Source organism: Sandaracinus amylolyticus (genome assembly GCF_021631985.1).
Taxonomy (GTDB): domain Bacteria; phylum Myxococcota_A; class Polyangia; order Polyangiales; family Sandaracinaceae; genus Sandaracinus; species Sandaracinus amylolyticus_A.
This window is the reverse complement of the sequence record NZ_CP070225.1, coordinates 5030381-5047435: the sequence shown is the minus strand read 5'-3', so window position 1 is coordinate 5047435 and position 17055 is coordinate 5030381. Positions and strand designations below refer to the sequence as shown.

The following is a 17055-nucleotide window of genomic DNA, read 5'->3' as shown; positions in this document are numbered from 1 at the left end:
CCACTACCATCGGTCGACGTGTCGGACTCGCAGCACAAGGGGCCCGCGGTGTCTGTCGGTTCGCGGACCGAGCGCCGCGAGCTGGTCAGCGCGGAGGAGCGCGACGCGCTCCTCCGCGCGCCTCGCCCGAAGTCCCTGCCGCTCGCACCGATGGCCGAGCCCGCGCGACGTCGCCTGCCGCTCGCCGACGACGCGCGCGCGATCGATCGACGCGTGCGCCCGATCTACGCGGTCTGGGAGATCACGCTCGCGTGTGATCTCGCGTGCCGTCACTGCGGCTCGCGCGCGGGGCGCGATCGACCGGACGAGCTCTCGACCGAGCAGTGCCTCGATCTCGTCGATCAGATGGCGGACCTCGGCGTGAAGGAGGTCTCGCTGATCGGCGGCGAGGCGTACCTGCGCGACGACTGGACCGACATCATCCGGCGCATCCGCGCGCGCGGCATGATGGCGATCCTCACGACCGGCGGGCGCGGGATCACGCCGGAGCGCGCGCGTGATGCCGCGGCGGCGGGCCTGCAGAGCGCGAGCGTGTCGATCGACGGCGACGAGGCCACGCACGATCGCCTGCGCGGTGTCGCGGGCAGCTATCGCGCGGCGCTCGACGCGATGAAGAACCTGCGCGCCGCGGGCGTGCAGGTGAGCGCGAACACGCAGATCAATCGGCTCAGCGCGCCCGAGCTGCCGAGCGTGCTCGAGACGATCGCGGATCACGGCGCGCACAGCTGGCAGATCCAGCTCACCGTCGCGATGGGGCGCGCCGCGGACGAGCCCGAGGTGCTGCTGCAGCCCTACGATCTGCTCGAGGTGTTCCCGATGCTCGCGCGCCTCGCGGAGCGATGTCGCGAGCGCGGCGTGCGGCTCTGGCCGGGCAACAACGTCGGGTACTTCGGGCCGCACGAGCACGTGCTCCGCGGGAGCTTGCCCAAGGGCCACATGTACTCGTGCGGCGCGGGGCGCTCGACGCTCGGCATCGAAGCGGACGGATCGATCAAGGGATGCCCGTCGCTCCCGACGCTCGCGTGGACCGGCGGCAACATCCGCGACGCGAAGCTCGTCGACATCTGGGAGCGCGGCGGCAGCGCGATGCGATACACGCGCGATCGCACCGTCGAGGATCTCTGGGGCTATTGCCGCACTTGTTATTACGCCGACGAGTGCCGCGCTGGGTGCACGTGGACGGGATTCGTCCTCTTCGGGCGCCCGGGGAACAATCCGTACTGCCACCATCGCGCGCTCGAGATGCAGCGCGCGGGCAAGCGCGAGCGCGTGGTGAAGGTGGAGAGCGCGCCGGGACAGCCCTTCGATCACGCACGCTTCGAGCTGATCGTCGAGGACGAGGAGAGCCGAGATGCTGACACCGTGTGAGTCGTGCCATCGCCACGTGCGCGCGAGCGAGGCGCAGTGTCCGTTCTGCGGCGCTGCGATCGAGCCCATCACGATCGACGCGACGACACGCGAGGTCGTGATCACGAGCCGTGCGCAGCTCGTGTCGTTCCGCGCGAAGGCGGGCGCGGTCGCGATCGCGACGGCGATCGTCGGTCTCGCAGGGTGTGAGACGCTGGCGCCGGTGCCGCTCTACGGCGGACCGCCGCGGGATGCAGGGAGCGATGCGGGCGTCGACGCGGGAGCCGTCGCGCCCGCGTACGGCGCGGCGCCTGCCGACTGAACCGACCGCACGATGGGGGACGAGATGACGAATCGATTGCTTCCTTGTCCGGGCTGCACGCGACACGTGCGTGCGAGCGAGAGCGCCTGTCCGTTCTGCGGCGAGTCGCTCGGTGACGCGCTCGCGAGCGCACCGCCACTGCGTGCACCGACGACACGCCTCGGTCGTGCCGCGACGTTCGCGTTCGGCGCGGCGGTCGCGACGACGCTGAGCGTGACCGGCTGCGCAGAGAGCGAAGAGCGCGCGCCCGACGGTGGCGCACAGGTCGACTCCGGGGGTCCGGTGCCCGCATACGGCGCGCCCGCGATCGACTCGGGCACCCCGGCGATCGACTCGGGCACCGAGCAGGACGCCGGTGCCGTCGGCCCGCTCTACGGTGGCCCCACGCCGGTCGACGCCGGGAGCGCGCCCGACGCGGGTGGCGGTGCGGTGCCCGCGTACGGCGCACCGCCCGATCCCTCGTCGTGATCAGCTCGCGGTGAAGGTGGCGCCCGGCATCAGCTGACAGTCCTGCTGCGCCGTCTCGAGCGTGTAGGGCAGTCCGCCGGTCGAGTAGTAACGTCGGATCTGCCCGCCACCTTCGTCGCAGCTGCCCACGCGGCTCTCGGTCGGGCACGTGCCGCCCGACGTGTACGTGCCGGTGCAGAGCCCGCGCGCGAAGTCCTCGCCCAGCGCGAACGCCGATGGGCCGAGGTCGCGACATGTGCTCAGCGTCGCGACGATGTCGCAGCTCGCGCGCGTGTCGCCGGACGCGGGCGGGGGATCGGTGCTGGTGGTGGTCGTCGCGTCGGTGGTGCCGCTGAAGCAGCACGCGCTCGCGACGAGCGCGAGCACGACGAGCGTGGGAATCGAGCGGGTCATTCGTGTGGTCTCCGTCTCCACAGCGCGTCCGAACGTGGCGCTGGGTCGAGCGGAGATCTGTCGAGGAGCGCGCGTCGATGCTGGTCAAAGCCGATCAAAGCGCATCATCGAGCGGAGGGGGGCTCGCGATGGCACGAGAGCGAGCCCATAGTCGAGCGGTGACTCGCAGCAACGTCGGGGGGCGGGCACGAGCGGGGTCGATCGCGGCGCTCACGATCGCTGCGTCTGCGCTCCTGCTCGCGGCATTCGGGCCGACACCATCGCACGGGCAGGACGCGCTGCGCGCGCGCGGCGCGTTGCGGGTGGAGCCTCCGGCGTCGCCCGCGGTCATCGCAGTGGTGCGCGGGCTACGCTCCGAGCGAGGTCACGTGCGCGGCGGGCTCTACGGCTCGCAGTCGACGTTCACGCACGGCGGCCAGGAGGTCGCGACGTGCAGCACGACGATCACCAACGGCGTCGCGCGGTGTCGCTTCGAGAGCGTGCCCGCGGGGCGCTTCGCGATCGGCATGATGCACGACGAGGACGACGACACCGTGTTCGACCAGGGATTCATGGGCGTCCCCGAGGAAGGCTACGGGTTCTCGCGCGACGCGCGCGGGACGCTCGGTGCGCCCTCGTTCGACTCGGCGGCGTTCGACTACGACGGTCGCTCGGTGCGCTCGCTCTCGATCACGATGCGCTACGGCATCTGATCGACGCGGTGGCGTGCGATCAGGGAGCCAGCGCGATCTCGCAGGTCGCGTTGCGCGAGGTGTCGCGCGGGCCGGTCCACACGGTGTAGCTGCCGGTCGTGGGGCACTCGAACGTCGCGCTCGAGCAGCAGTCCGCGCCACCGCGGCACGCGCCGGCGCCGCATCCCGACGCGTCGTTGGTCGCGATCGCCGCGGCCGACGTGCACGACGAGCCGAGCGCGGTCTCGCACACCATCAGGATCGTGTCGCCGCTGCACTCGCCGTATCCGCACGTCGCGGAGCAGCCGAGCGTCACCGTCGTGCCGGGCTCGCACTCGCCGTCGTAGCTGCGCGTGAAGCCGCAGGTGCGATCGAGCCCGAGCGTCTCGTCCTCGCAGGGCGTGCTGATGTCGGTGGGCGGCGGGCCGGGATCTTCGGGGATCGTGACCGGGACGGTCACTTCGTTGTTGCCGTAGTCCGACTCGCGCAGGAGATGGTCGGTGTTGATGCGCACGCGGAGTCGGTAGTCGCCCGGAGGCAGGCCGGTGACGTCGACCCACTGACAGTCGATGTCCGCCTCGTAGACGTCCTGTGCGCCGCGGCGGATGCCTTGGTTGAGGCACGTATAGCCGCTCAGACGACGGCAGTCGGGCACGTCGGGATCGGGATTCGTGTCGTCCTCGTCGCAGGGATACGTGTAGTAGTCGAGCAGGCAGAAGGCCTGCTTGTGACCCTCGGCGACGACGCAGTCGTCCTCCGCGTCGAGCAGCTCGTACGCGGCGTAGGTCTCGAAGTGATAGTGGCGATGGCACGACGAGTACTCGAAGTTCGGCGAGCTCGCCGTCGGCACGCCGAGGTACATGTCGGCACCACCGGTGTTCGGCGTCCACGCGTCGAATCGCAAGAGGCGCCGCATGCCCGGCGCGACGACGCACCCCTCGACCAGCGCGCAGTCGCTGGGACCGATGTAGCGATATTCGAAGTACGGCGCGATGCGCGCGTCGTCGACCCAGAGATCGGCGGCGGGACAATCACCGGACTCGTCGCGCGGAACGCACTGGAATCGTCCTTCCTGCGGACTGCAACAGTGCGTGTCGGGGCACGCGGGATTGCAGCGAGCGTCGTAGTCGCCGTCGCACTCGAAGCCGTTCTCGGGATTGCACCCCTCGTGCACCGAAGGCGCCGCAGGCGGAACGCACGCGCCGCCGCCGTCGACCGGTGGGGGCCGTCCGCCCGCATCGCGCGTCGCGCCCGCGTCCATCCCGCCGTCGCGCTCCGCGGCGGCTCCCTCGGCATCACATGCAGCGAGCAGCACGAGCGCGATGGAGAGCGCGAGTGGGCGGAACGCGAGCATCGGGCCAGTGTGCACAAGCGTTCGTTGCGCTCGCAATCGTCGGGGCCCCGAGCCCCCGCATTCGCTCACTCGAAGTCGTATGCCGGAAGGATCTGCTCGAGCTCGATCGCGCCGAGATCGATCGAGTACGCGACCGCGGTGAAGGCGAGGTACGCGGCGAGCGCGCGCAGGTTGCGCGCCCACGCGGGCACGTAGAGCGCGGGCGCGACGAGCCCGTCGGTGAACGCTTCTTCGAGCAGGAACACGTCGGAGAGCGCCATGCGGCCCGCGAAGAGGCGCTCGATCAGGAACGGCTTGTGGTCCGCGATCGACTTGCGCAGGAACGTGTGCACCGCGACCAGGCCCTGGAGGTACACGACGTCCTTCGTGAACACCCAGCGCCCGCGCACGTCGCCGCCGCGGAAGACGCGCATCGCGGAGCGCACCGACTCTTCGTCGCTCTGCCCGCGCTCGAGGAAGAAGCGGAACACCTCGACGAAGTCCGCGCCCTCGATCGCGAGATGGATCGCGCGGATGCGCAGCGCGATGCGGCGCAGCCGCGCGAGATCGATCGCGCGCGTCGCGAGCTCGGCGACCGTGGCGAGGCCCTCTTGTGTCAGCGTGGTGCGCGGCGCGCCGAGGCCGAGCACCGTGAGCACGGGCTGCTCGCGACCGTTCAGCGCGGTCGCGGAGTGGATGAACGCCTCGTGCTCGACGAGCTGATCGAGATCGAGCTCGGAGAACAGCGTGTCGCCGCGCAGGCGCACGCGCTTCGCGCCCGCCATCGCCTTCGCGCCGAGGTGGGGATCGACGACGACCTCGACGTCGTGCTTCGTGAAGAACGACGCGAGCCGATCGCGCATGCGCGCGGCGGCTTCCTCGCTGGGGATCGTCGCGCCGGGATCGAAGTCGAGCCCGGCGTCTGCGAGCTTGTCGGTCGCGGCGAGGAGCTGATCCGCGGCCTCGAGGTGCGTGATCGACGCGCCCGGCAGGCGGTCGTCGGGCTTGCCGTAGAGCGTCTGCGAGAGCTCGAGGAACGAGGGCGTGCCCGCGTGCTCGAGCATGCGCCCCGCGGCGCGATACGAGCCCGCGGTGTCGTCGAGGAAGCTCTGCACCGGGTCGTGAACGTCGAGCTCGCGGCGGAGCTCGAGCAGGGCCTCGAGCTGGGTGCGATGGCGGCCGTGCGGGTACGTGACCGCGGGCAGCTCGGGCTCGCCGCGCCGCCACGACGCGAGGAACGCATCGACCGTCTCGGCTGGCCACGAGAGCTCGCCGAGAACGCGGATCTCCTTCGCGATCGCGACGAGGCGGCGATCGACGTCGACGATGCGCTCGCGGCGTTGGGAAGGCGACATTCGCTCCGCGTCCGCGCAGCGTAGCGCGGGAGTCCGCGCGGCGTCTCAGCTCTGCGCGGTGCCGCGCCACGAGTCCCGCAGCGCGCTCCCACGGGGACCGGCCGGCGTCGTGGGGCTCGCCTCGGTGATCGGCTCCGCGCTCCGTCGCGGGAGGCGGATGCGGAAGCACGCGCCGCCACCGGGCACGCTCGTCACGTCGATCACACCGCCGTGCTCGCGCACGATGCCGTCGACGATCGGGAGCCCGAGCCCGGTGCCTTCGCCCGCGCTCTTCGTCGTGAAGAAGGGCTCGAAGACCCGGTCGCGATGCTCGGGCGCGATGCCCGGACCGTGATCGCTGACCTCGACCACCGCTTCGCGCTCGTCGTCCGCGGCGCGCACGCGCACCGTGACCGTCGCGCCCGAGTGCGACGCCTGCACCGCGTTGAGCACCAGGTTCGTGACCGCCTGCTGCATCTGCCGCGGATCGATCCACGCGAGGAGCTCGCCCGGCGCGGCGTCGAGCTCGATCGAGACCTTTCGCTCGCGCGCGACGTCCCGGAGCCACTGGACCGACTCGCGCACCGCGCGCACCAGATCGCTCTCGAAGCGATCGGGCGGATCGCGCCGCGCGTAGTCGAGCAGGCCCCGGATGATCCCGGTCATCCGATCGCACTGCACCACGATCACCCCACCGAGCTCGCGCACGCGGCTCTCGGACACCGAGCCATCCGCGACCATCGCGGCGCGCGCACGCACCACGTTGATGGGCGTCCCGAGCTCGTGCGCGATCGTCGACGCGAGCTGTCCCACCGTGCGCAGTCGGTCGGCGTGCCGGAGCTGCTCGAGCGCGCGCATCTTCGCGTCGGTCTCGCGCTCGAGGCGCGTGCGCGCCTCGCCGAGCCGATCGCACATGTCGTTCATGGCGCGCGCGACGTCGCGGATCTCGTCGTCCTGCCGGATGTCCAGCGGCCCCGAGAGGTCGCCCTCGCCGATGCGCCGCGCCTTCTCGGCGAGCCGCCGCAGCGGGCGCGCGACGAAGAGCGTGCCGAACGCGAGCGTGAGCCCGGCGCAGAGCACGATCAGCACGCCGGTCGTCGTCGCGGTGCGCACCAGCGTCGCGTGCTCGTGCTCGCGCTCGTCCGCGAGCGACTCGTCGATCTCGATCGCGCCGTCGCGATCGCCGGGCAGATCGACCGGCGTGTAGCTGAGCATGCGAGGCGCGTCACCGTCCCGCTCGATGATCTCGGACCTCGTGCCGGCGTCGAGCACGGGGACGAGATCGCGGCGCTGCGGCGCTTCCGGCTCGTCGGGCCCCGCGGCGCGCCACACCCAGCGGATCGTCGCGTGGCTCGTCCGGAGGTTCAGCTCCTCGACCATCTCCCTCGCGCGCGCTTCTCCGTCGGTGCGCCAGAGCAGCTCGACGGCGGTCGCGAGGCTGCGCCCGGTGATGTCGTGGTCGCGCCGCACGTCGTCGCGGTACGCCGCGCTGTCGGTGCGCACGCGGACGTAGGCATTGGCTCCGAGGACCAGGCAGATGCCCAGGCCGATCGCGAGCGAAAGCTTCCACGTGAGCTTCATGCGCGCACCCGCGCGATCAGGTCTCGTCGCGCTCGGGCGCCTTCCACCGATCGAGCTTCCGATAGAGCGTGCTGCGATCCATGCCGAGCACCTGCGCAGCGAGCTTCTTGTTGCCGCGAACGGCGCGGATCACGCGCAGGATGTAGCGGCGCTCCATCTCCTCGAGCGGGACGAGCTCGGTGGTGCCGCTGGTGTCCGGATCGCTCGCGCCCGCGGTGCTCCGGCGCACGCGGCCGGGCAGATCCTCGGGGCGGAGCTCGTCGCCCCGCGCGAGCGCCACGGCGCGCTCGATCGAGCTCTCGAGCTCGCGCACGTTGCCGGGCCACTCGTACGCGAGCAGCCGCTCCGCCGCCTCGTGGGTGATCCGGAGGCCGGTGCGCCCGGTGCGCGCGGCGATCCGATCGACGAACGTCTGGGCGAGCGCGAGCACGTCGCCGCCGCGCGCGCGCAGCGGCGGCAGGCCGATCTCGATCACGTGGATGCGGAAGAAGAGATCCTGGCGGAAGCGCCCCGCTGCGACCTCGGTCTCGAGATCGCGATGCGTCGCCGCGATGATGCGCGTGTCGAACGGGACCTCGCGGTCGCTGCCGACCGGTCGCACGCTGCGCTCCTGGATCGCGCGCAACACCTTCACCTGCATGCCTTGCGGCATGTCGCCGATCTCGTCGAGGAAGAGCGTGCCGCCGCTCGCGCTCACGAAGAGGCCGGGGCGCTCGCTGCGAGCGTCGGTGAACGCGCCCTTCGCGTGCCCGAAGAGCTCGCTCTCGAGCAGCGCCTCGGGGAGCGCGGCGCAGTTGATCGCGACGAAGGGGCCCTGCGCGCGCGAGCTCTTGTCGTGGAGCGTGCGCGCGGCGAGCTCCTTGCCGGTCCCGCTCTCGCCGGTGACGAGCACCGTCGCGTCGGACTTCGCGGCGCGCCCGATCAGGTCGATCACCCGGCGCATCGCGTCGGTGCGACCGACCAGCAGGTCGCCGTGATCCTCGGCGGCCACGCGCGAGCGAAGGCGATCGAGCTCGAGACGCATCGCGCGGTGGGCGATCGCACGATCGAGCGCCAGCGCGACGACGGTGAGGTCGAACGGCTTCGTGATGAAGTCGTACGCGCCGCTCCGGATCGCGTCGACCGCGGTGCGGATGCTGCCGAACGCCGTGATCACGACCACCGGTAGCGCCGGATCGTGCTCGAGGATCGCGCGGCAGAGATCGAGGCCCGACGCGCCGCTCATCCGGAGATCCGTGAGCACGACGTCGAGCGCGTGGTGCTCGCGCACGATCGGCAGCGCGTCCTCCGCGGAGATGCGCCAGATCACTTCGAACCCGGCGTGCGAGAGCGCTTCGTCGAGCATCTCGCAGCTGCTCGGGTCGTCGTCGACGACGAGAACACGGCCGCGCATCGGCATTCGGGAGGAGCAGTCGAGCGTGGGAAGGGTGAGCCCAGGGGAGCTTCGCGGCCGGGAATCCGGAGTCTCCCCTGGGCTCGGGCAGGGACCGGCGACACGCATCAGCAAGAACGTGCCCACCGCGAAAACGACGGAGATCTTCGCGCCGTGCACCACGACGATGTCGCGCCTCCGCGACAGCTCCCGTGTGCTGCGCCAGACGGGCGCGGTCGACCGCGCGTTCGCGTGATCGCGACACGCCTCGCGCGCTGCGTCATGCGGATGCGGCGGCGTGCCGTTCCGAACGCGCTCGCACGTCGCGCCCTCGCTCGATCCGTCTGCTCACGAGACGGATCTCGACCGCCGCACTCGGAGTGATCGCGATCAGCGCCGCGCGGCGTGCGCCGCGAGCCAGCCCAGCACGAGGTCCCAGCCCTGCGCGTGGTTCTCGCACTGCTCCGGGCGTCCCGCGAAGCCGTCGTGCACGACGGTGACGCGCGTGCCGCTCGACACCGCATCGAGCCGGTAGCGGATCGTCGTGCGCGCGAATCCGTCCCAACTCGCCTGCCACGTGAGCGTGAGCGCGTGCGGAGGGTCGACCTCGAGGATCTCGCCGCGCACCTCGGAGTGCCCCTGACGTCCTTCCGTCTTCACGCTCCACGCACCGCCCGGGCGCAGGTCCATCTGCCAGTCGTAGGTGCGGTAGAGATCGCCGCCCCACCACAACGCGAGCTGCTCGGGCTCGGTGAGCGCCGCGAACACGTCGGCCGGCGGCGCGTCGATCTCGACCACGGCGCGCACGGTGCCGGTGGTGACGTCGGCGATCGACCTCATCGTTCCGCTCCTTTGCGCTTCTTGCGACCTTCGACGTGGCGCTTGAGCGACGCGAGGTTCGCCGCCCAGAGCGCGCGATACGACTCGGCCCAGTCCGCGACGTCGCGCAGCGGTCCGGGCGTCAGCTCGTAGAAGCGCTGACGACCTTCCTTCTGCTCGCGCACCAGGTTCGCCTCGCGCAGCAGGCGGAGGTGCTTCGAGACCGCGGGCCGCGACATGTCGAAGCCCGACGCGATGTCGTTCACCGGGAGCCGTCCCTCGCGCAGGCGATCGAGGATCGCGCGGCGCGTGGGATCGGACACGGCTTGGAACACGTCGGAGGTCGCTCGGGACGCGGTCATGGAGGCATCGTAGCGCGCGCCTCAGCCGGGCTGACCGACGACCAGCGGCGTGCCGGTCTCGAGCAGCGTCTTCAGGCCCGAGAGCACGACGCTCCATCCGTTCGTGCCGACGCTCTCCGCGGTGTTCGGTGCCCCGTCGAGCTCGTGGATCGCGGTGAGCTTCGTCGCCTCGCCACGCGGCTCGACGCGCCAAGTGACCCTCGAGATCTCGCTCGCGCACGCCGGGGCGTAGTGGATGCGCCACGTCGTCACGAGCTCGCGACCGTTCTCGCGCTTCAGCACCTCGCCGTCGACGACCAGCTGGGGCCCCGCGGTGTACTCGATGCGCCCGTTCTCGAACGCGACGCGCGTTCCGAAGAAATAGCGCTCGGTGTGCTCGGGGCGCGTGATTGCGTCCCAGACCTGCTGCGGCGCGGCGCGGATGAAGAGCTCGTAGGTCTGCGTCGGCATCGGGGCCTCCTCCTGATGCCTCGGATATACGGAACCAATGGGTTACGCGTCAAGCGGAACCAATCGGTTACGCGATTCGTTCGGGCAGGCCGAAGAGCGGAAAGAGCCGCGGCAGCAGGAAGTTCGTGATCTCCGAGACGCGACCCTCACGGAAGGAGAGCACCGTGATCGCGACGGGCTCGTGATCGCCCGCGCTGGACCGCGCGTACTTGGCGACCGCCGGCGAGCCGTTCGCGGCGATCGGCACCAATCGATATGCCCTCGGATCGGCGGCGAGGAATCGCTCGTAGAAGCGCCGAATGGCAGCGATCCCCGCGTACCACTCCGGCTGCGGGGGCATCGACAGAACGGCGTCCTCCGCGATCAGCGCCGTGAACGCGTCGAGGTCGCGGCTCTCCCACGTCGTGACGAAGCGCTGCACCAGCGCCTCCTCCTCGGGAGTCATCGATGCGCTCGCCTCCTCCCGGCGCGTCTCGAGATTCTTGCGCGCTCGCTGCAGGAGAGAATTCACGGAGACCTCGGTCGTCTCCAGGAGCGGTGCGGTCTCGCGCGGTGTCCACCCGAGAACGTCGACGAGCAAGAGCGCCGCTCGCTGCTTCGGCGGCAGGATCTGGAGCGCGGTGACGAACGCCAGGCCGATGCTCTCGCGCATCGACAAGCGCGCATCGGGTCGCGGTGCCGAGTCGTCGGGGACCTCGAGCAGTGCGTCCGGCGCGGGCTCGATCCAGACCGCCTCGCTCGTCGGTGCACCGAACGGATGCTCCGGGTCGGCGGGGCGCGCGAGCTCGCGCGGGAGTGCCCGCCGGCGGCGGCTCTTCAACAGATCCAGACACGCGTTCGTCGCGATCTTGTAGAGCCACGCCTTGGTCGCTCCGCTCGATCGCAGATCGTCCAGCGCCTGCCATGCGCGGAGCAAGCTCTCCTGCGCGACCTCTTCGGCGTCCTGCAGCGAGCCGAGCATCCGATAGCAGTGCAGCGTGATCGCGCGACGATGGACTTCGACGTGCGTCCGGAAGGCCTCGTCCTTCATCCGCTCACTCATGCCACGGATCGCGGCCTCGCGACGATTTCGCGCGACGAGCGATGAAATCGCGATGCGCTCGTCGTCCTAGCGACAGAAGGGACGGCATCATGAGCAATCAGGACTTCGCGATCACGTTCGTCGTCGACGAGACTCCGGAGGAGGTCTTCGCAGCCATCACGAACGTTCGCGGCTGGTGGTCGCGCGGAATCGAAGGCGACACTGCGAAGGTCGGTGACGAGTTCACCTATCGCCACAAGCGACTCCACCGCTCCACGCAGCGGATGAGCGAGGCCGTTCCGGCGCGAAGGGTCGTCTGGCGCGTCGTCGCGGCCGAGCTGTCCCACGCGGAGAATCGCACCGAGTGGACCGGCACGGAGCTGCAGTTCGACCTCGTGAGAAAGCACGGTCGGACGGAGCTCCGCTTCACGCACGTCGGCCTCTCGCGTGGGCTCGACTGCTTCGAGGCGTGCGCGCGAGGGTGGGATTTCTATGTCGGCGACAGCCTCCGTCGATTGATCACGACCGGAGTCGGGAAGCCCGACCCCGAAGCGTTCGCGCGTGGAGCTGCTTAGTCCGCGCGCTCTCAGAAGGAGATGACGGTCATGAACATCAAGGGATCCGTCGCGCTCGTCACGGGCGCGAATCGAGGGCTCGGAAAGGCGCTCGTGTCGGCGCTCGTCGCGGCTGGAGCGGCCAAGGTCTACGCGGCTGCGAGGGACGGACGAACGGCTCACGCAGAAGAGTCACGCGTCGTGCCCCTGACGCTCGACATCACGCGCCCGGAGCAGATCGCAGCGGCCGCGACGAAGGCGCACGACGTGACGCTGCTCATCAACAACGCGGGCGTGCTGACGTCGTTCCACGTGCTGACGACGAGCCGTGAGGCTCTCGACGCCGACTTCCGTACGCACGTCCACGGCACGCTCGACATGATCCGAGCGTTTCTCCCCGTGCTCGAGCGCACGCGGGGCGCGACGATCGTGAACGTCCTGTCGCTGATGTCGTTGGCGAGCGTTCCGGTCTTCGGCGGGTACTCGGCATCGAAAGCCGCGGCCTACTCGATCACCCAGGCGCTGCGCCCGGAGCTGAGGGCGAAGGACATCGACATCCTCGCTGCGCTCCCCGGGCCGATCGACACCGACATGATCAGGAGCTTCCCGCTTCCGAAGAAGACGAGCGCCGCCGAGGCAGCGGCGGGGCTGCTGGCCGGCATCGCACGCGGCGACGAAGAGATCTTCCCCGACCCGATGGCGCAGCAGATCGCTGCGCTCTGGAAGACGAGCCCGAAAGAGGTCGAGCGCGCATTCGCGCGCTTCTGACGCGTCGCGACGGGCTCGCCGAGTCACCGAACGGGTCGACCGCCCTGCGAGCTCAACCAGCGGCCTGCGAGTCGGATGCGCTCCTCGATCACGCCGAGCATCCCTTCGGCGACGCTCGGGTCGCACGCTGCGTCGACGTCGCATCCGCTGATCGCCGCGAGGTGGGGGTCGACCACGAAGCCGTGCGCGCGCAGCGCCGCGAGGTGAAGCACGGCCTGCTGCAGCGCGCGCTCGGCGCCGGCCGTCATGTCGAAGAGCACCGCCTGCTGCGTGCCCGCACCTCCGGTGTCGATCCGCACCGGCGCGCCGCCCAGCGCGAGCGCGAAATTCACCGCCGGCATCAAGGCGTTCTCGGTCGCGCGCGATCGCGCGGGAACGACTCGGCTCAGCGCATCTCGCAAGGCATCGAGGGCACGCGCGACGTGCCGCTCGGCTGGGAGCAACCGCTGCAGGTCTGGGTGCGCCGCGAGCAGCGCGCTCGAGCACGCATCGGAGCAGAGCACGCCGCCATCGCCGCTCGGGACGTGGAACAGGACGAGCGCGCCGGATCGGAGGTCGCAGGGGCGACCGCACTTCGTGCATTGGAATCGGGCCATCCCGTGCTCGTGACACACGAGCCGGGCCAGCGCGAGATCTCAGCGATATCGCTCGAGCGTGGTCAGCAGCGCTTCGCGCGTGACCACGTCGCGCACGTCGAGCTGACCCTCGTCGACCGTGAAGATCAGGCGGTGATGGATGCCGACGCGTGCGGTCCACACGCCTTCCATGCCCTGCATGCGCTTCACGTCGCGCCACGCGGCGCGATCACCCGACGCGAGACGGCCCGCGATCGACACCGCCTGACGCGAGGTCTTCGGCTGCAGCTCGCGCAGCGACTCGATCGCGCGCGGATCGAAGACCGGGATGCGCACCGGCATCGTCGCTTCGTCGCTCGATCCACCGTCGTCCGCGGGGCCGAGCGCGATCTCCGCGCTGTCGGTGTCGCTGCGCGATGCCGACGTGCGCGCGGCCTCGAGCTCCGCGACACGCTCGCGCAGCGACGCGCGCTCCGCGTTGCCCTCGGCGAGCAGCGACTTCATCTCCTCGACCTTGCGGGCGAGGCGCTGGCGGTGCTCCTCCGCGGTGCGATACGCGGCCGCGACCGCGTCGTGCGGCATGCCCGCGTGCTCGCGCTGCACCGCCGACATCGAGCGATCGAGGCGCTCGCGCAGCTCGCGGATCTCGTGCTCCGCCGCGACCACCTGGGCCTGGCGCGCGTCGACCTCGGACTCGGCGCGCTCGAGCTCGGCGCGCACCCGCGCCATCTCCGCGGCCTCCGCCTCGCTGCGCGCGCTCTCCGCTTTGCGGCCCTCGACCCACTCGTCGTAGAGCGGACCGTAGGGATCGCCGGGCGGCAGCTCGAGCCGATCGCGCGAGAGCTCGATCTCGTCGAGCATCGTGTCGCTCGCCTCGACGTGCTCGGGATCGAGCGCGCCACGCGCGACCAGGATGCCGAGCGCCGGCGCGTGATCGAGGAGCGCGTACGCGACGTCGGCGATCGCGTCGACGTCGCCGTGGAGGCCGCGCCGCGCCTGCTCGTCGAGCACCGCGACCGTGCTCTCGCTCGGCCGCGCGCACGCGATGCCGGCGCGCACCCGCGACTGCAGGGCCTCGCGATCCTTCACCTTGGCGAGCTGGCGATCGAGCACGTCGAGGCAGCGCATGCGCAGCGCTTCTTCGATGAGGTCCTCGCGCTGGTGCTCGACGTCGCTGCCGTCGCCTTCCTTCGGCATCGCGGCGAGCACGTCGAGCGCGCGCTCCGCGTCCTCCCAGCGGTGGTAGGCGCGCAGCTGGCGGATCGCGGTGACGAGCGCGGGGCGCGCGAGCCGCTCGAAGGGCAGCGCGAGCACCTCTTGGATGCGCATGCCGTCGACGTCGGTCGCGCTCACGCGAGCGGCATCGACGAGCGGCTGATCGGCGACGCGATCCTGCGCTTCGTCCTGCGTCGCGTGGCACTTCTTGTACTTCTTGCCGCTGCCGCAGTGACAGGGATCGTTGCGGCCCGGGCGCTCCTGCGCCTTGCGCACCGTGTAGCCTGCGACGACGCGCGGCGGCTCGGTCTCCGGCAGGATCTCGAGCACCGGCTGGGTCCAACCCTCGAGCCAGAACTTCGAGATCTCCTCGGCGTTGCTGCGCCCTGCGAGATCCACCCACTCCTGGCCGACGGCTGTGAGGTGCGGGTCGGCCGCGCGCTGGATCACGGTACCGAGCAGCACGCCCGCTTCGGTGCCGAGACGCTGGCGCGCGAGGGTGCGCAGGAGACCGGGCCACGGCGCGGGCCACGGCGGATCGCCCAGCAGCTGCGACGCGACGAACGCGACGATGGCCTCGCGATCGTGGCTCAGCTGACCGCGCTCGAGCGCTTGGCGCATCACGTCGAGGCGCGCCTGGGGCGAGTCGCCGCAGGCACGCAGGAGCGATGGAACGAGGTCGCGCTGATCGACGTCGGGCACGAGCCGCGAGACGAGCGCGGGATCGAGCGTTTGATCGGCGGCGGCGAGCGCGAGCGCGAGCGCGGTCGCGGCTTTGATGTCGCGTCGATCGAGCGTCTCGGCGAGCGCGGCCTCGAGCGCGCTCGCGCTCTCCCGCGCGAGCTCGGCGATGCCGTCGCGCGTGAGCGGCGTGCTCCGCGCGCGTGCGATGAGCGCGGGGTCCGCGGGTGCGCGCTCCACGATCGGGCGCGCATCGCTGGCCTCCACCGCGTCGCGCACGGCGACCTCGGTCGACTCGGTGGCCTTCGATCGGGCCGTCTTTCGGGGGCGAGCCAACTGGGAATTCCTGACATGCACGGTCATCGGATGCCCGTCCCAACACCGCGTTCGCGCTCCGCATTTCGGGAGCTCCGAACCGGCCAACGGGCCGGTTCGAGGTGAGGCGCCGCGACACGCCGCGGTACGGTGGGCGACCGCACCGTCGTGTCTTTTCGATGGTGACCTCGAGGACGGAACGCAAGCGTCGTGCGAGCGTGTGGGCGCACCGGCGGCACGAGGTCGATCGAGCCCGTGGTCGCATCGCGAGGAGATCCGCGCGTGCCCTCGTGGTCGCGTGACGCGCGACGGATCGGCACCCATGCTGTTCGAGATGGACCGAGACGACGCCGGGGTGTTGGGCGAGCTCGAGCTCCACGAGCCCGCTCCGTTGTGGATGCTCGCCCTCTTCGGAGGAGCAGGGCTGGCCACGATGATCGGAGTGCCGATCGCCATATGGGCGATCGCGGGCGAGTCGAGCGCGTTCGCCTCCGAGGGGCCGCGCTGGGGAGATGCGCTACGTGCGCTCGCGCCGGCGAGCGTGCTGTGGGCGCTGCTCTTCGTCGCAGCGCGACGCGTGGCGGCGCGCAGGCTGCGCGTGAGCTGGGACGACTGGGGCATCCACGAGCTGGACGGGCTCCACGTGCGCACCGCGATCGCGTGGGAGCGCGCGCGCGCCGAGCTCGGGACGCGCGACGCGCGCATCGCGTGGGCGCACGTGTTCGACGACGACGGGCGCTGCATCTCGATGCTCACGAGCGAGGGCACGTTCCCGGAGTGGCAGCCCGATCGCGCGTGCACGACGCGCGGGCTCGAGCAGCTCGCGGGGCGGCTGCGCGCGCTGCCGCGAGGGATCGCGCGGCCCGATGCGCGTGACCGCGTGCGACCCGACGCGTGGTGGATGCAGTCGCGCGTGGTGTTCCCGTTCATCGTGCTCGCGTCGATCGGGTGCGCGTGCATGCCGCCGGCGTGGGCGCTGTTCGGGATCGCGCTCACGGCCGCGTGCGTGCTGACGACGCTGCCTGCGGCGATCGAGCTCGCGCGGCTGACGCGCGCGTCGTGGTCGATGCGCGATCTGCGGCCGTTCGTGCTCGCGCGGCGCGAAGGTGGAGTGCTCGTCGCGCACGACGAGGATGGCGCGGTGGTGCGGATCGATGCGCGCGGATGGCGGGCGTCGGACGCGTCGCTGGTCGAGCGGCCGCGGGGTCGGGTGTTCGCGCGGCTCGGGGCGATCGCGGCGGAAGTGGGGCCCTATCGCGATGGGCTGGTGGCGCGCGCGGTGGAGGCGATCGAGACGGAGTTCGATCGGCGGTTGCGGCGGCGGCGGCTGGTCGGGGCTTCGGTGGAGCTCGTGGCGCGACTGGGGCTGGTCGCTACGAGCGGGGTGATTGCCTGGGTGCTCTTGTGGTGGGTGGCTCATCTCACTTGAGCTGATCGCCGCGCGCGGAGAGGCTTCGGTGTGGGGCGCGGGGTG

Annotated in this window: 18 protein-coding genes; 7 read left to right on the top strand and 11 right to left on the bottom strand. The window is 71.1% G+C overall.

Features of this window, described 5'->3' with window-relative positions:
• Window positions 1-48: 48 nt before the first annotated feature.
• The 3 genes from I5071_RS21305 to I5071_RS21295 are packed head-to-tail and all read left to right on the top strand — an operon-like array spanning window position 49 to window position 2137.
• Window positions 49-1368: a radical SAM/SPASM domain-containing protein gene (locus tag I5071_RS21305; protein ID WP_236607342.1), complete on the top strand. Its 1320-nt coding sequence runs from the start codon at window positions 49-51 to the stop codon at window positions 1366-1368.
• Entirely contained in the window at window positions 1352-1669 is a 318-nt protein-coding gene (locus I5071_RS21300) for a hypothetical protein (RefSeq protein ID WP_236607341.1), read from the top strand. Before I5071_RS21305 ends, I5071_RS21300 begins: the two co-directional genes overlap by 17 nt.
• A gap of 24 nt (window positions 1670-1693) precedes the next feature.
• The gene (locus I5071_RS21295) at window positions 1694-2137 is read left to right on the top strand and encodes a hypothetical protein (RefSeq protein ID WP_236607340.1); all 444 of its coding nucleotides are present in this window, start codon (window positions 1694-1696) and stop codon (window positions 2135-2137) included.
• Here I5071_RS21295 and I5071_RS21290 read toward each other — a convergent pair whose 3' ends face one another.
• Window positions 2138-2530, bottom strand: coding sequence for a hypothetical protein (locus I5071_RS21290; RefSeq protein ID WP_236607339.1), 393 nt, complete (start codon window positions 2528-2530; stop codon window positions 2138-2140). It lies immediately after the preceding gene.
• 158 nt (window positions 2531-2688) lie between these two features.
• On the opposite strand from I5071_RS21290, the gene I5071_RS21285 reads away from it, so the two are divergent.
• Window positions 2689-3222 (top strand): DUF2141 domain-containing protein, encoded by a 534-nt coding sequence (locus I5071_RS21285; protein WP_236607338.1) that lies wholly within the window; start codon window positions 2689-2691, stop codon window positions 3220-3222.
• A gap of 19 nt (window positions 3223-3241) precedes the next feature.
• Here the strand turns inward: I5071_RS21285 and I5071_RS21280 are convergent, their stop codons facing one another.
• The 8 genes from I5071_RS21280 to I5071_RS21245 form a co-directional block, all read right to left on the bottom strand.
• A complete protein-coding gene (locus tag I5071_RS21280; protein ID WP_236607337.1) occupies window positions 3242-4555 on the bottom strand; it encodes a lysyl oxidase family protein in 1314 nt (437 codons plus the stop codon).
• A gap of 65 nt (window positions 4556-4620) precedes the next feature.
• Window positions 4621-5889, bottom strand: coding sequence for a tyrosine/phenylalanine carboxypeptidase domain-containing protein (locus tag I5071_RS21275; protein WP_236607336.1), 1269 nt, complete (start codon window positions 5887-5889; stop codon window positions 4621-4623).
• Between the two features lie 45 nt (window positions 5890-5934).
• Window positions 5935-7449, bottom strand: coding sequence for a sensor histidine kinase (locus tag I5071_RS21270; protein ID WP_236607335.1), 1515 nt, complete (start codon window positions 7447-7449; stop codon window positions 5935-5937).
• 16 nt (window positions 7450-7465) lie between these two features.
• A complete protein-coding gene (locus I5071_RS21265; protein WP_236607334.1) occupies window positions 7466-8842 on the bottom strand; it encodes a sigma-54-dependent transcriptional regulator in 1377 nt (458 codons plus the stop codon).
• A 369-nt stretch (window positions 8843-9211) separates the two neighbouring features.
• A complete protein-coding gene (locus I5071_RS21260; RefSeq protein WP_236607333.1) occupies window positions 9212-9661 on the bottom strand; it encodes an SRPBCC family protein in 450 nt (149 codons plus the stop codon).
• Complete coding sequence (locus I5071_RS21255) at window positions 9658-10002, bottom strand: ArsR/SmtB family transcription factor (protein WP_236607332.1); 345 nt, start codon at window positions 10000-10002, stop codon at window positions 9658-9660. The genes I5071_RS21260 and I5071_RS21255 overlap by 4 nt, the downstream gene beginning before the upstream one ends.
• A 21-nt stretch (window positions 10003-10023) precedes the next feature.
• The gene (locus tag I5071_RS21250) at window positions 10024-10452 is read right to left on the bottom strand and encodes an SRPBCC domain-containing protein (protein WP_236607331.1); all 429 of its coding nucleotides are present in this window, start codon (window positions 10450-10452) and stop codon (window positions 10024-10026) included.
• Between the two features lie 67 nt (window positions 10453-10519).
• On the bottom strand, window positions 10520-11503 hold the full coding sequence (locus tag I5071_RS21245) for an RNA polymerase subunit sigma-70 (RefSeq protein WP_268921256.1): 984 nt from the start codon (window positions 11501-11503) through the stop codon (window positions 10520-10522).
• Window positions 11504-11535: 32 nt separating this feature from the next.
• Between I5071_RS21245 and I5071_RS21240 the strand changes: the two genes are divergently transcribed.
• Both I5071_RS21240 and I5071_RS21235 read left to right on the top strand, forming a co-directional pair.
• A complete protein-coding gene (locus I5071_RS21240) occupies window positions 11536-12048 on the top strand; it encodes an SRPBCC family protein (RefSeq protein ID WP_236607329.1) in 513 nt (170 codons plus the stop codon).
• Window positions 12049-12069: 21 nt separating this feature from the next.
• Complete coding sequence (locus tag I5071_RS21235) at window positions 12070-12795, top strand: SDR family oxidoreductase (RefSeq protein WP_329611177.1); 726 nt, start codon at window positions 12070-12072, stop codon at window positions 12793-12795.
• Window positions 12796-12818: 23 nt separating this feature from the next.
• Here I5071_RS21235 and I5071_RS21230 read toward each other — a convergent pair whose 3' ends face one another.
• Both I5071_RS21230 and I5071_RS21225 read right to left on the bottom strand, forming a co-directional pair.
• Window positions 12819-13136: a hypothetical protein gene (locus I5071_RS21230; RefSeq protein ID WP_236607327.1), complete on the bottom strand. Its 318-nt coding sequence runs from the start codon at window positions 13134-13136 to the stop codon at window positions 12819-12821.
• Between the two features lie 294 nt (window positions 13137-13430).
• Window positions 13431-15545: an SEC-C metal-binding domain-containing protein gene (locus tag I5071_RS21225; protein WP_236607326.1), complete on the bottom strand. Its 2115-nt coding sequence runs from the start codon at window positions 15543-15545 to the stop codon at window positions 13431-13433.
• A gap of 370 nt (window positions 15546-15915) precedes the next feature.
• On the opposite strand from I5071_RS21225, the gene I5071_RS21220 reads away from it, so the two are divergent.
• The gene (locus tag I5071_RS21220) at window positions 15916-17010 is read left to right on the top strand and encodes a hypothetical protein (RefSeq protein WP_236607325.1); all 1095 of its coding nucleotides are present in this window, start codon (window positions 15916-15918) and stop codon (window positions 17008-17010) included.
• Window positions 17011-17055: the final 45 nt, after the last annotated feature.